Source organism: Paraburkholderia sp. FW306-2-2C-D06C, from assembly GCF_058781505.1.
Genome location: NZ_JBYSWU010000044.1, coordinates 16,285 through 30,207, shown reverse-complemented (window position 1 = coordinate 30,207; position 13,923 = coordinate 16,285). Strand labels below are relative to the sequence as shown.

The 13,923-nt window shown below is 62.9% G+C and carries 13 protein-coding genes; 2 read left to right on the top strand and 11 right to left on the bottom strand.

Annotation, left to right across the window (positions count from 1 at the left end; genetic code table 11):
* Positions 1-6: 6 nt before the first annotated feature.
* Together AC3WLT_RS27145 and AC3WLT_RS27140 are read right to left on the bottom strand one after the other, a co-directional pair.
* A complete protein-coding gene (locus AC3WLT_RS27145) occupies positions 7-1,350 on the bottom strand; it encodes a hemolysin family protein (RefSeq protein ID WP_492594756.1) in 1,344 nt (447 codons plus the stop codon).
* A 94-nt stretch (positions 1,351-1,444) separates the two neighbouring features.
* On the bottom strand, positions 1,445-2,251 hold the full coding sequence (locus AC3WLT_RS27140) for a sensor histidine kinase (RefSeq protein ID WP_492594755.1): 807 nt from the start codon (positions 2,249-2,251) through the stop codon (positions 1,445-1,447).
* A 188-nt stretch (positions 2,252-2,439) separates the two neighbouring features.
* On the opposite strand from AC3WLT_RS27140, the gene AC3WLT_RS27135 reads away from it, so the two are divergent.
* Entirely contained in the window at positions 2,440-2,781 is a 342-nt protein-coding gene (locus AC3WLT_RS27135) for an FKBP-type peptidyl-prolyl cis-trans isomerase (RefSeq protein WP_027803023.1), read from the top strand.
* A gap of 32 nt (positions 2,782-2,813) precedes the next feature.
* A complete protein-coding gene (locus tag AC3WLT_RS27130) occupies positions 2,814-3,593 on the top strand; it encodes a helix-turn-helix domain-containing protein (RefSeq protein WP_492594754.1) in 780 nt (259 codons plus the stop codon).
* Positions 3,594-3,721: 128 nt separating this feature from the next.
* Here the strand turns inward: AC3WLT_RS27130 and AC3WLT_RS27125 are convergent, their stop codons facing one another.
* The 9 genes from AC3WLT_RS27125 to trpB all read right to left on the bottom strand — a co-directional run bounded on the left by AC3WLT_RS27125 (position 3,722) and on the right by trpB (position 13,907).
* Positions 3,722-4,912, bottom strand: a complete 1,191-nt coding sequence (locus AC3WLT_RS27125) for an O-succinylhomoserine sulfhydrylase (RefSeq protein ID WP_492594753.1) — start codon at positions 4,910-4,912, stop codon at positions 3,722-3,724.
* Positions 4,913-5,201: 289 nt separating this feature from the next.
* On the bottom strand, positions 5,202-6,752 hold the full coding sequence (gene purF / locus AC3WLT_RS27120; protein WP_492594752.1) for an amidophosphoribosyltransferase: 1,551 nt from the start codon (positions 6,750-6,752) through the stop codon (positions 5,202-5,204).
* Between the two features lie 116 nt (positions 6,753-6,868).
* Positions 6,869-7,363 carry a CvpA family protein gene (locus AC3WLT_RS27115; RefSeq protein ID WP_492594751.1) on the bottom strand — a complete coding sequence of 165 codons (495 nt, stop codon included), beginning with the start codon at positions 7,361-7,363 and terminating at the stop codon, positions 6,869-6,871.
* Between the two features lie 7 nt (positions 7,364-7,370).
* Entirely contained in the window at positions 7,371-8,291 is a 921-nt protein-coding gene (locus tag AC3WLT_RS27110; protein ID WP_492594750.1) for an SPOR domain-containing protein, read from the bottom strand.
* 29 nt (positions 8,292-8,320) lie between these two features.
* Positions 8,321-9,631, bottom strand: a complete 1,311-nt coding sequence (gene folC, locus AC3WLT_RS27105; protein ID WP_492594749.1) for a bifunctional tetrahydrofolate synthase/dihydrofolate synthase — start codon at positions 9,629-9,631, stop codon at positions 8,321-8,323.
* A gap of 357 nt (positions 9,632-9,988) precedes the next feature.
* The gene (gene accD / locus AC3WLT_RS27100) at positions 9,989-10,861 is read right to left on the bottom strand and encodes an acetyl-CoA carboxylase, carboxyltransferase subunit beta (RefSeq protein WP_492594748.1); all 873 of its coding nucleotides are present in this window, start codon (positions 10,859-10,861) and stop codon (positions 9,989-9,991) included.
* 84 nt (positions 10,862-10,945) lie between these two features.
* A complete protein-coding gene (gene trpA, locus AC3WLT_RS27095) occupies positions 10,946-11,758 on the bottom strand; it encodes a tryptophan synthase subunit alpha (protein ID WP_492594747.1) in 813 nt (270 codons plus the stop codon).
* A gap of 35 nt (positions 11,759-11,793) precedes the next feature.
* On the bottom strand, positions 11,794-12,702 hold the full coding sequence (locus AC3WLT_RS27090) for a DNA-methyltransferase (RefSeq protein WP_492594746.1): 909 nt from the start codon (positions 12,700-12,702) through the stop codon (positions 11,794-11,796).
* A gap of 11 nt (positions 12,703-12,713) precedes the next feature.
* The gene (gene trpB / locus AC3WLT_RS27085) at positions 12,714-13,907 is read right to left on the bottom strand and encodes a tryptophan synthase subunit beta (RefSeq protein ID WP_492594745.1); all 1,194 of its coding nucleotides are present in this window, start codon (positions 13,905-13,907) and stop codon (positions 12,714-12,716) included.
* Between the last annotated feature and the right edge of the window lie 16 nt (positions 13,908-13,923).

Genomic DNA, 13,923 nt, shown 5'->3' with positions numbered 1-13,923 from the left:
ACCTTGTCACCCTCCTTCATCATCGAAAACCTTCGGGTACACCCGCACGAGCACAATGCGAGGTCCCTTCATCTTCTTGACGACGACGTCGAAACGATCGAATTCGACCCTCTGCCCTTCAACAGGCAGATCATTGAGCGCCTGAATCACGATACCGCCCACCGATTCGGCCTTGCCCTCGTCGATATCGATCCCCAACGCGCGCTCCAGCGACACCACCGGCAAGCTGCCCTTGCCCATCAACGTGCCATCGTCCATACGCGACCAGTCGGCGTCGCCTTGCCGGAATTCGTCATGAATCTGGCCGACCAGCGCGCCCAGCAGATTGTCGAGCGTCAGAAAACCGATCGGCTTCGAGTTCTTGTGTCCGACCAGCGCGAAATGCGGCGCGCCCTTCCGGAAGCGGCGAAACAGCTCAAGCGCCGGCATCTCCGGTTTGACGTACTGCACCGGCCGCGCATATTTGGAGAGATCGTCGAGCGTACTGCCCGCGTGGCGCGCCAGCAGCATATCCTTCAGGTGAATCATGCCGGCCACGCGCTCGCCAGCTGCGTCTTCGAATAACGGATAACGGCTGAAGCGATGCCGCGCCACCACCTGCATGTTCTCGCGCAACGGCAAATCGCGCCGCAAGCCGACCATTTCATAAGCAGGCCGCATCAGATCGGACACGGTCATGCGCGAGAAATCCAGCGAATGCGCAATCGTGTTCCATTCGTCCTGACTGTATGCGCCATCCGGCGAACCGAACTCAGTCGCGACATTGGCACGGCGGCCGCGCAAGATCAGCTTGAGTTCGTCGGTCGAATAGTGCGAATCGTGGCCGTGGCCGGCGTCCAGTCCCGCGAGCTTCAGTACCGCGTTGGCGCTGGAGTTGAGCACCCAGATCGCCGGATACATCGCCCAGTAAAAGCCGTAGAGCGGCGTGGCGGCCCACAGCGATACCTTCTCCGCTTCGCGAATTGCCAGCGACTTCGGCGCCAGTTCGCCCACCACGATGTGCAGGAACGAAATGCACGAGAACGCGAAGAACAGCGAAATGCCGTGGATCAGCTTCTCCGACTCCACGCCGGCCAGGCTGAAGAGCGGCGTGAGCAGTTCGGCAAACGCCGGCTCGCCGATCCAGCCCAACCCGAGCGACGCCAGCGTAATGCCGAGCTGACAGGCCGACAGATAGGCGTCGAGCCGGCCATGCACCTTCGCCAGCAAACGTCCGCGCATGCCGTGCTTGACGGCAAGGCTCTGCACGCGCGTCTGCCGCAGCTTGACCAGACCGAACTCGGCGGCGACAAAAAAACCGTTGAGGGCAACGAGAAACAACGCACCGATAAGGGCGACAACCTGGATCAAAGCGGCAAGCTCCGGCAACAAAAGTTGTCAGTATAAAGGGTGAAAGCTCGACGAAAGTTAATCGCGTACGGGAAAACGCTGCGACAGCCGGCCCTCACGCGGTTGCCGTCGCGCTGAGCGGCACACGCAGCGCGAGCGTGGCCGCTTCGGCGTCTTGCGTGTCGCTTTGCTCGAAACTGCCGCCGTGGGCTTCCGCGACGCGCTTGCTCAGCGCGAATACCCATGCGATCCGTTTGGCTTCACGCGGTTCGCGCGCCTGTTTGCGGGCGAATGCTTCAAGCACATGCGGCAACGAAGGATCGTCCAGCGCAGCGGCTGTCACGTTGAAGGTAACGGTGGCGTGCCACGTGGCAGCATCGGCACGCGCGGCCAGCGCGACGGTTGCGCCCTCCGCGCTCGCTTCCACGGCGAAGGTGAGCATCAGCCACAAGGCGGCGGCAAGGCGCTCCCGATCGCCGCTGAGTTGCTCCGTAGCAAGCTGCGAGTTCACGACGATCTCGACGCCGCGCGAGCGGGCCAAACCTGAGCGCACCTCTTCAGCGGTTTCGTCGAGTAAAGGATGCAGCGGAAACGGTTTGTACGCGAGCGCCAGCGATTTGGTTTCGGCGCGGGTCGCGTCGACGATCGTTTCGAGCAGCTTCACCTGCTGGTCTACGCCATTCCGGATGCCGGTCACGGCGCGCTGCGAGTTGGGGTCGTTCGCATCGAGCTTGCGCTCCAGCACGTAGGCCCAGCTATGAATCGCATTCAGCGGACCGCGCAGATCGTGCGACACCAGCGACAGCACGTGGTCGCGCATGAACAGCGCGGTCTCCGCCCGCAGATGCGCGGTGCGTTCGGATACGGCGAAGCCGGGACGAACCGGCTGACTGCCGCCGGCTCCGGTAGAAGACGTTGTCACGATCGAGCCCTCTCAGCCGGTACATGAATTGTTAAAAGAAGCCTAATTATAGGCATGCTGCCCGGCGCAACCACCCTGGCCGGACGGCCAAGGTGGCCGCAAACCGCGTGCCACGCGGCAATCCTCGGCGATGCGGCGCCAACGCGCCTACAATGTCGAGTTTTACGATTTGACCTAAGGAGCGACTCATGTCGACTGTGACTACCGAATCCGGCCTGAAATATGAAGACATCGTTGAAGGCACCGGCGCCGAAGCCGTCGCCGGCAAGACCGTCAGCGTGCACTACACCGGCTGGCTGACCGATGGCCAGAAGTTCGACTCGAGCAAGGACCGCAATGACCCGTTCGCCTTCGTGCTGGGCGGTGGCATGGTCATCAAGGGTTGGGACGAAGGCGTGCAGGGCATGAAGGTCGGCGGCACGCGCAAGCTGACGATTCCGCCGCAACTCGGCTACGGCGTGCGCGGCGCGGGCGGCGTGATTCCGCCGAATGCGACGCTTGTGTTCGAAGTCGAATTGCTCGGCGTCTAAGTTTTTCGCAGCTTTGCAATCGGTCATTGCCAATGAGTCACGCCGCCGTCACCGCGCCTAGCGTTTCGTTGCGCCGATACGGCGCGATCGAAGCGTCGGACGTGCACGACTTTCATCAGGTCGTGCTCGGACTCGACGGCGCGATGGTGATGGCCGTGGACGGCGTCGCGCAGCAGATCGACGCCGGTTCCGCATGGCTCATTCCGGCGGGCGCGCGGCACGATTATGCGGGTGTCGGCGAGAACCGGCAGTTGGTGCTGGATCTGCCGGCCGCCTCGCTGGCCATGCCGGAACGTCTGTTCGACCGCGCGCGGGCTGTCACGGTGGATGCCTCGCTCACGGAGCTCGTGCATCGGATTGCGGCGCATGCCACGGGCGGCGCCCAAGGCGACGATCTGGATACCCGGCGTTTTCATTGGGACGCCGCGGCGCGCTTAGGCGCAGCGTTGGTCGCCGACGCAGGCACGACAGCTGGGACGCAAGCGCCCGGCGCCGGCCTCGATTTCGCGCGTATCGACTGCTGGCTGCGCGCGCATCTATCGGAGCCGCTGCGCATGGCCGACCTCGCCGCGCATTGCGGCTTCGGCATGCGGCGCTTTCATCAGCTTTTTATCGAAGCCTTCGGCGAAACGCCGCATCGCTATTTGCAGCGGCTGCGGCTCGATACGTCGATTACGCTGCTCGCCGATCCGCGCCGTTCTTTGACCGACATCGCGTTGGAGATCGGCTTCGGCGATCAGAGCGCTTACACGCACGCTTTTACGCGGCGTTTCGGGCTGGCGCCCGGTCAATGGCGCGCGTTGCGCCACTGAGTTTTCAACGCGAGCCTTCCACGCGAGCCGCCTGATCAGGCGGCCCGCTTTCCTGCTTCAAGCTCCGTTGCTTCCAGCTCCGCGGCTTCAAGCTCCGTTGCTTCGAGCTCTGCGGCTTCAAGCTCCCATTACCCCGCCAAACCGCGCTCCAGATCGCCGCGAATATCGCCGGCGTTTTCCAGGCCCACGGCCAGACGGATCAACCCTTCGCTGATGCCTGCCGCCGCGCGCGCCTCCGGCGTCACGCGTCCGTGCGTGGTCGTGGCCGGATGCGTGATAGTGGTGCGCGTGTCGCCGAGATTGCCGGTGATCGAACAGATTTTCGTGCTGTCGATCACGCGCCATGCGTTCGCGCGCATCGCCTCAGGCGTCTCGCCCTTCAGCTCGAACGACAGAATCGCGCCGCCCGCCTTCTGCTGACGCATGGCCAGCGCGTGCTGCGGATGCGATTCGAGCCCCGGATAGAACACCCGATTCACGGCCGGATGCGTTTCCAGCCAGCGCGCGATTTCGAGTGCGTTCGCCGACTGCTTGTCGACCCGCAGCGACAGCGTTTCCATGCCCTTGAGCAACACCCACGCGTTGAACGCCGACAGCGTCGGCCCGGCGCTGCGCACAAACGGAAACACTTTCTCCATGATGAACTGCTTCGAGCCGACCAGCGCGCCGCCGAGCACACGGCCCTGGCCGTCGAGGAACTTGGTGGCCGAATGCATCACGACGTCCGCGCCGAGCTTCAACGGCTGCTGCAAGGCCGGGCTACAGAAACAGTTGTCGACCACGAACAGCGCATTGGCCGCCTTCGCGATCTTGCTGATCGCCTCGATATCCGCGACTTCGGTCAGCGGATTCGACGGCGTTTCGAGGAAGAACATCTTCGTCTCGGGGCGCACGGCGTTTTCCCACGCGTCCAGATCCGTCGGATCGACGAACGTGGTCGTGATGCCGAACTTGCTGAAGATCTGCGAGAACATGCCGAGCGTCGAACCGAACAGCGCCTGCGAGCTGACCAGATGGTCGCCGGCCTGCAACGCCGACATCACCACCGACATGATCGCGGCCATCCCCGAGGCCGTGGCCATGCATGCCTCGCCACCTTCGAGCGCGGCCAGACGGTCCTGGAACATCGAGACGGTCGGGTTCGTGAAGCGCGAGTAGGTGTAATAGTCTTCGGAATTCTTGAAGCGGTCGGCAGCTTCGGCGGCGTTCGCGAACACAAAGCTCGACGTCAGGAAAATCGCTTCCGAATGTTCGTTGAAGTCGCTGCGCACAGTGCCCGAGCGGACTGCCAGCGTGTCGAAGTTCAGGGAGTTGTCCATGTTGGTTCTGGTTTCCAATGTTCCATGGCTGCGTTCAACGTGGCTCACGTGAGAAGGCGCGCGCAACGCTGAACGGCAGCAACAAAAAAGCCCGCTTTTGCGTCGGCATAAGCGGGCTTCATGTGCGGGGGAAGCTGGAGCGGAGGCGGATGACTGCGGCTTTTCCACCATTCGCTTTAGCTGTTTCGGGTTGCCCCGCGTCCGCAAGCTGAGATCAAATCGACGCAAGCCGTCATGCTAACACGCTCGCGGCGTGGCGTGCAGCGCGCCACGCCGGTTGCGGGACCGCTCAACCTACCGACAATTGCAGGTGCAGTTGCGAACGCGCAGGCGCGCCGCCGTCGATCGCTTCGCTCGCAGCGTCGCGGTCCGATTGCGCGGACGGCGCAAGGCGTGCGGTTTCGATGCGGTCGAGATACTCCGTGGTGACATCGCCGGTGATGTAGTTGCCGTCGAAGCACGATGCTTCGAACTCCTTCAGCGCCGGATTGATGTCGCGCACCGCCTGCTTCAACGCATCGACGTCCTGATAGACGAGATGGTCGGCGCCGATCATACGCGCGACTTCTTCGTCGGTGCGGCCGTGGGCGACAAGTTCACCACGCGTCGGCATGTCGATACCGTAGACGTTCGGGAATTTCACCGGCGGCGCCGCCGAGGCGAAGATCACCTTGTTCGCGCCCGCGTCGCGCGCCATCTGCACGATTTCATGCGAGGTGGTGCCGCGCACGATCGAATCGTCGACGATCAGCACGTTCTTGCCCTTGAACTCGATGCCCATCGCGTTCAGCTTCTGACGCACCGACTTCTTGCGCACCGCCTGGCCCGGCATGATGAAGGTACGGCCCACGTAACGGTTCTTGAAGAAGCCTTCGCGATACTCGACGCCCAGCTTCTTGGCGACCTGCATCGCGGCCGGCCGCGGCGCAAAGGGAATCGGCATCACGACGTCGATCGCGACGTCAGGCAGTTCGCGCTTGATCTTCTCGGCGAGGTAGTCGCCCATGCGCAGACGCACGTTGTAGACCGGCACACCGTCGAGCACCGAGTCCGGACGCGCGAGGTACACGAGTTCGAAAATGCACGGGTTCAGGCTCGGATTCGTGGCGCATTGCTGCGAATGCAGATTGCCGTCGAGGTCGATGAAAATCGCTTCACCCGGCGCCACATCGCGCACGAACTCGAAGCCGATACCTTCGATCGCCACCGATTCCGACGCCAGGATCCACTCGACGCCTTCCGGCGTTTCCTGCTTGCCGAGGCACAGCGGGCGGATACCGAACGGGTCGCGGAACCCGAGCAGTCCATAACCGGCGATCAGCGACACGATAGCGTACGAACCCCGCACCCGGCGATGCACGCCCGACACCGCCTTGAACAGCGCGGCCGGATCGAGTTGCAGGCCTGAACTGGACAGCTGCAATTCGTGCGCGAGCACGTTGAGCATCACTTCGGTGTCGGAATTGGTGTTGATGTGGCGGCGATCGATGCGGAACATCTCATCTTTCAGCTGCTGCCAGTTGGTCAGGTTGCCGTTGTGGGCGAGGATGATGCCGAACGGCGCGTTCACGTAGAACGGCTGGGCTTCTTCTTCGCTCGACGCGGAACCGGCGGTCGGGTAACGGACCTGGCCGATACCGGTGGTGCCGGGCAGGCTGCGCATGTTGCGCGTGCGAAACACGTCGCGCACCATGCCGTTGGCCTTGTGCATGTGAAAATTGCTGCCGTTCGCTGTCGCGATGCCGGCGGCGTCCTGACCGCGGTGCTGCAGAAGCAGCAGGCTGTCATAGATCAGCTGATTGACCGGAGAGTGGGAAACTACGCCTACGATGCCGCACATGGCATGTCCTTCAAAGGTACGAAATTCGTAACGGCGACCGGTGCCTGCTATGGAACGTAAAAGCAGCCGGATTGCGCCGGAGTACTGCGGGCTTCCTCTGATCACCCGCCTGATCGTCACACACGGACGTAGGCGGCGAGCGTCTCGGGAAGCAGCGGTTTCATTATGTGCACGCCGTCGACCGCGTAGGGCCGAAGCAGGGCGTTGCGCCAGAATTCCTGTTGGGGCAGTTCGGTCAAGCCCGCGAGGGCGACCAGAATCAGCACCAGAATGACCCCGCGCACGAGGCCGAACATCAAACCAAGCGAGCGGTCCACGCCGCTCAAACCCGTTGCCTGCACGATGCGGCTCAGCAGCGCATTCAGCACGCTCGCCACCAGCACCACACCGATCACCACCAGCGCGAACGCCAGCAGCCATTGGGTCAACGCGCCGCCCGGCCACGTGGCGGGAATAAACGGCACGACATAACTGACGAAGCGGCAAGCAATGAAAAACGCCGCGATCCAGCCGATTAGCCCGAATACCTCGGACAAGAAGCCGCGCCACGTGCCGCGCAAAGCCGACAAACCGATCACCGCCATTACAGCGTAGTCGAAGGCAGTGAACATCGCTCGCTTACTGTGCAGCGGCGTTGTTCGCGCCCGACGTCAAGCCAGCCTCACGAACCTTCGCAATCGCGGCGGTGGCCGCTGCACGGTCGGCGAACGGGCCGGCGCGCAATAGCGTGCGGGTCGTGCCGTCTGCCTGCTTCCGACGTTCGGTATATGCCGGCACGCCCGCCGCTTTCAACTTGGTGGCCCAATTGCGCGCACCGGCATCGTCCGGGAACACGCCGAGCTGCACAGCGAAGCGGCTGCCCGGAGGCGACGCAGGCGTGCCGGAATCGGCGTCCGCGCTCGCGGCGTTGCTGTTGGCGCTGTCTTCGCTCGGAGCCGGAACGTTCGCGGCGCTATGCGTAGTCTGCGGTTTCGCTGGCTTGGCTGGCGTCGGCGGCGCAGCCACTGGTGCGGTATTGGCCGCGACGGCCGGCGCTTGCGGTTTCGCCGCAGGCCTGGCTACCGGCGCTGCGCTCGTTGCCACGCTCTGCTGCTTTGCGCCACCGGACTGACCTTGCGTAGCTGCCGTTGCCGGTGCAGCCGGCGTAAGGCCGGAAGCGGCGAGGGCCGCATCGGGCGCCGGATTGTCAGGCGCTACGCCGGCCTGCGTGTCTTCGTCGACCTTGTGAGCCCTCGGCGCGGGGCGGTTCGGGATGTCGATGGAGATGTCGTCGGTGACGGGCTTGGGATGCGAGTCCAGCACCATGGGCAGGACGACTACCGCTGCCACCACCAACGCGATCGCGCCGACGAGCCGGCGCCGCGCACGCTGCTTTTCAGGCAACGTAGGGTCGAGCAGCATCGCATCGGCGTCCACGGCGCGCTCCGTGCGGCGGGTTCGCCGCTCCACGCGTTCGCCACGGGCGGCACGAGTGGAACTGGTGTTTGCGCCACGCCGACCGGGCGTGTCGTCTTTCTTGCCGAACGAGAAAATTCCCATGAATCGCTTGGTTCGAGGCTGGCGCCCGTTCAGTGTTGCTGCGATTTACGGTAGGCCATGACGCCTGCTACCGTATAGAAACTGCCGAAAACCACGATTCTATCATTCTCCGACGCTCGTTTTAGAGCGTCTTGAAAAGCCTCGGCCGGCGTCGCGTAGCGCATCACACTGCTATCGGCGCCATCGGTCACGCCCTGCTCGCGCAACGCGGCTTCGAGCTCTTCGGCGGAAGCAGCGCGCGGAGTCGGCAAATCGGTCACGCACCAGTGGTCGATTTCGCCTTTCAGATGCGCCAATACGCCGGCAATGTCCTTGTCGCGCATCGCGCCGAACACCGCGTACGTGTACGGGAAAAAGCCCATATTGCCGAGGTTTTGCGTGAGCACCGCCGCTGCATGCGGATTGTGGCCGACATCGAGCACGATGGCCGGCTTACCGGGCAGGACCTGGAAACGCCCCAGCAATTCGACATTGGCAAGGCCGAGCCGAATGTCCTGCGCCGAGACCGGCAGACGGTCGCGCAGCGCTTCGAGAGCGGCGAGCGCCGCCGACGTATTGATCAGCTGGTTCGCGCCACGCAGCGCCGGATAGGCGAGCGCCGAACGGCGCATTGTCGGGCCCACGTAGCTCCATTGCTGGCGCTCGCTGCCCGCCTGCCCTTCATAGCGGAAATCGCGTCCGAACAGCCACAGTTCGGCGCCGATCTGTTCGGCGTGATCGATCAGCGTTTGCGGCGGAACCGGATCGGCGCAGATCGCCGGCTTGCCCGCACGGAAAATGCCGGCCTTTTCGAAGGCGATTTTTTCGCGCGTACCGCCGAGATAATCGGTGTGATCGATATCGATGCTGGTAATGATCGCGCAGTCCGTGTCGAGGATGTTGACCGCGTCCAGCCGGCCGCCCAGACCCACCTCGAAAATTACCGCGTCGAGTCCGCGCGAAGCGAACAGGCTCATGATCGCCAGCGTCGTGAATTCGAAGTACGTCAGCGTGACCGGTTCGGCGAGGCTCAGGCGCGCAGCTTCAACCGCTTCGAAATGCGGGAGCAGATCGGCGTCGCTCGCCATTGCGCCATTCACGCGCGCGCGTTCGTTGAACGACAGCAGATGCGGCGACGTGTGGCAGCCGACCGTAAAGCCGGCGCGCAGCAAAATCGATTCGAGGATCGCGCAGGTCGAACCCTTGCCGTTCGTGCCGCCGACCGTGATGATCGGGCACGCAAACGACAACTGCATCGCGTCGCGTACTTTGGAGATGCGAGCCAAACCCATGTCGATGCCGACCGGATGCGCGGATTCGAGGTGCGTGAGCCACGCGTCGAGGGTGGGGAATGTGGTCATCGGGTGAATCGCGAGTGAATCGGTTAGGCAGTGTGGCGAATATGCGCGGGGGCCGTCGGTTCGGTGCGCTGCGTACGACGCCATTGGAGGTCGCCGCGGACTTTATGCGCAGAAAGCTGGGCCTGGCAGCGCGAATCATGCGGCGCCGCGTCACGAGACCGTGATTATCCCGGAAATGACAGCGCGCCGCTTGATGACTCTCGCGGCGCGCTATTTTTTTCTGCTTTTCGTACTGCCGCCGCGCTTCGAGGGTGCGGCGCTGGTTAATGCTTTGACAGATCGATGCAGCCGCTTATTGTCACTCAACGGCGGTCACTCAACGGCGGTTCACACAACGGCCGCTCACACACCCGCGGCTTACGCGACGGCGTCAGCCGGCTGGCGGCTCAGCAGCGCCATCAATTGCGCGAGTTCTTCGCGCAGCTTGCGGCGGTCGACGATCATGTCGATCGCGCCCTTCGTCAGCAGGAACTCGGCGCGCTGGAAGCCTTCCGGCAGTTTTTCGCGCACGGTTTGTTCGATCACGCGCGGACCGGCAAAGCCGATCAGCGCTTTCGGTTCCGCGATCACCACGTCGCCGAGGAAGGCGAAACTCGCCGACACGCCGCCCATGGTCGGGTCGGTCAGCACGGAGATGAACGGCAGCCTGGCTTCGGCCAGTCTGGTCAGCATGGCCGTGGTCTTGGCCATTTGCATCAGCGACAGCAAGCTTTCCTGCATCCGCGCGCCGCCCGAAGCGGTGAAGCAGATGAACGGCACTTGCTGTTCGAGCGCGTTCTGCGCGCCGCGCGCGAAACGCTCGCCGACCACCGAACCCATCGAGCCGCCCATGAACGAGAACTCGAAGCACGCGACCACCACCGGCAGCGTATGGATTGCGCCGCCCATCACGACCATTGCGTCGGTTTCGTCGGTGTCGTCCATCGCCTCTTTCAGGCGCTCCGGGTACTTGCGGCTGTCTTTGAACTTGAGCGCGTCGACCGGCACAATTTCCTGGCCGATTTCATAACGGCCTTCGGGATCGAGCAGGCCGTCGAGCCGTTCACGCGCGCCGATGCGCATGTGATGGTCGCATTTCGGGCAAACATGCAGATTGGCCTCGACGTCGCTGCGGTACAGCACCGCTTCGCACGACGGGCACTTGATCCACAAGCCTTCCGGAATCCCCTTGCGGTTCTTCGGGTCGGTTTGCTTGATTTTCGGCGGCAGCAGCTTATCGAGCCAGCTCATATTGAATCCTTCTCGGGGTCAACGGTAGAGCAAACGGCGGGACGAACCCGCCGTTCACGCTACAGAAGACAAAAATAACTGTTGTTATCGGGCAGTCGCGACGCTATCGAGCGCCTCGCGCACTTCGGCGATGAAACGCGTGAGCGTTTCGGCAGCGGTGTCGGGTGCGGCTTGTTCGAGCAATTGCACGATACGGCTGCCGATCACGACGGCATCGGACACTTCGGCCACCGCACGCGCCGTTTGCGCGTCACGGATACCGAAACCGACACCCACCGGCAGGGGGACGCGCGACTTGATGGCCGGGATTTTACTCGCGATGCTGGAAACGTCCAGATTTGCCGCTCCGGTCACGCCTTTGAGCGACACATAATAGACGTAGCCGCTGGCGATCTTGCCGACTTCCGCGATGCGTTCATCCGTGGAGGTGGGCGCAAGCAAAAATATCGGATCGATGCCAGCAGATCGCATCTGTTCGGCGAAGCTTACGCACTCTTCCGGCGGATAATCGACCACCAGCACGCCATCTACGCCCGCTTCCTTCGCGGCCTTGGCAAACGCTTCGGCGCCCATCCGTTCAATCGGATTGGCGTAACCCATCAGCACGACCGGGGTTTTGTCATTGGTTTCGCGGAAGCGCTTCACATCGGCGATGACGTGGCGCAGCGACACCCCGTGCGCCAACGCGCGCTCCGACGATTGCTGGATTACCGGACCGTCAGCCATCGGGTCGGAAAACGGCACGCCAAGTTCGATCACGTCCGCGCCGCCGGCAGCGAGCGCGTGCATGAATTCGACCGTGCGCGCCGGGTCGGGATCGCCGGCCGTCATGAACGGGATCAGGCCTTTCTTACCCTGTGCGGACAGCGCGTCGAATGTGTTCTTGATACGGGACATGGAATATTCTCGGATTTAGGCTACTGCGCGCTCGCTTATTGCGCCTCGGTTTGCCGTTCGGTTTCGGCTGCAAGCGGCCGGGCAACAGCGGGAGCCGCCGCGACCGCGCTCACGCGTTCGCGCGCTATCGCGCAGTAACTTTCATTGATCTCATAGCCGACGAATTCGCGCTGCTGACGGGCGCAAGCGACTGCGGTGGTGCCGCTGCCCATGAAGGGGTCGAGCACGCGCCCGCCCTTCGGACAACTTGCCAGCACCATACGCTCGACAATTTCCAGAGGCTTCTGGGTCGGATGATCGACGCGTTCGGCATGTTGCCGATGCAGCCGGGACACCGACCAGACATCCTTGGGATTATAGCCAAGCTCCAGCCACTTGCTGCCTTCGAACAACTTACGCGAACGCGCCTTCTTCGTGACGGCATCGTACGGGATGCGGACGGGATCGAGATCGAAGTAATAATCCTTCGATACCGCGAAAAAGCCGATGTTGTCGTGCACCGACGTAAACCGGCGCGTCGTTCCGCCCATGCTCGGTACCCGCCGGTCCCAGATGATCTCGTTGACCATCGTGAGCTTTGTCTTCAGGAAACAGAAGATTTCCGGCGCGTACTGCCACGTGCAGAAGATATACAGCGAACCCGATGGCTTGAGCTTTGGAATGGCCAGCTCGAGCCAACCGTGCGTCCAGGCGAGAAAATCGTCACCTGAACGCATGTCGGAGTCGTTGCCATAATCCTTGCCGAGCCCGTAAGGCGGATCGCACAGAATCAGGTCGATCGATCCGTCGGGGATGTTCGCCACATCGGTCAGAAAATCGCGGTTCAACAGCTGGATGCCGGCAGGCACCTGCGGCAACAAAGGTGCAGGCGCCTCGGCCGCCATTGCGCCGGCGGCCGGGTTGGTTTCAACCGCGGGCTGGGGCTCGTCGAACTCGTCGCGCATCGTCGCGGCGCTCAGAACTGGATACCCGATCGCTCAGCGACCGTGTGCATGTCCTTGTCGCCGCGGCCCGACAGATTGACCAGAAGGTATTTATCCTTCGGCAGCGTGGGCGCGAGTTTCGCAGCATAGGCCAGCGCGTGGCTGGATTCCAATGCCGGAATGATGCCTTCGATGCGGCAGCAGTCGTGGAAGGCTTTGAGCGCTTCTTCGTCGGTGATGCCGACATATTGCGCGCGCTTGCTGTCTTTTAGCCACGCATGCTCAGGGCCCACGCCCGGGTAGTCGAGGCCTGCCGATACCGAATGCGTCTCGATGATCTGGCCGTTCTCGTCTTGCAGGAGATAAGTCCGGTTGCCGTGCAGCACGCCCGGGCTGCCGGCGATCAGCGACGCCGCATGGCGGCCCGATTCGATGCCGTCACCCGCCGCTTCGACGCCGATCAACTGCACCGAAGCGTCGTCAATGTACGGGTAAAAGATACCCATCGCGTTCGAACCGCCGCCCACGCACGCAATCACGGCGTCCGGCTGGCGACCGACCAGTTCCGGCATCTGCACCTTGCACTCGTCGCCGATCACGCGCTGGAAGTCGCGCACCATCATCGGATAAGGATGCGGCCCCGCCACCGTGCCGATGATGTAGAAAGTATTTTCGACGTTCGTGACCCAGTCGCGCATTGCTTCGTTGAGCGCGTCCTTCAGCGTGCGCGAGCCGGATTCGACCGGCACGACGGTCGCGCCGAGCAGCTTCATCCGGTACACGTTGGCAGCCTGACGGCGAATGTCTTCGGCGCCCATGTAGACGACGCACTCCATGCCGAAGCGCGCCGCGATGGTTGCGGTCGCGACGCCATGCTGCCCGGCGCCGGTTTCGGCGATCACGCGCGGTTTGCCCATGCGCCTGGCGAGCAGCGCCTGGCCAATCACGTTATTAACTTTATGAGCGCCGGTGTGATTCAGGTCTTCGCGCTTCAGGAAAATCTGCGCGCCGCCGAGCAGTTCGCTCCAGCGCTGCGCGTGATAAATCGGCGACGGACGGCCGACGAAATACTTCAGCTCGCGCTCGTATTCGGCGACGAATTCAGGGTCTTTTTGGTATTTCTCGTACGCGACACGCAACTCGTCGAGCGCGTGAATCAGCGTTTCAGCGACGAACACGCCGCCATATTGGCCGAAATGGCCTCTTTCGTCAGGCAAGTTATACATAGCGATCACTCTTCTC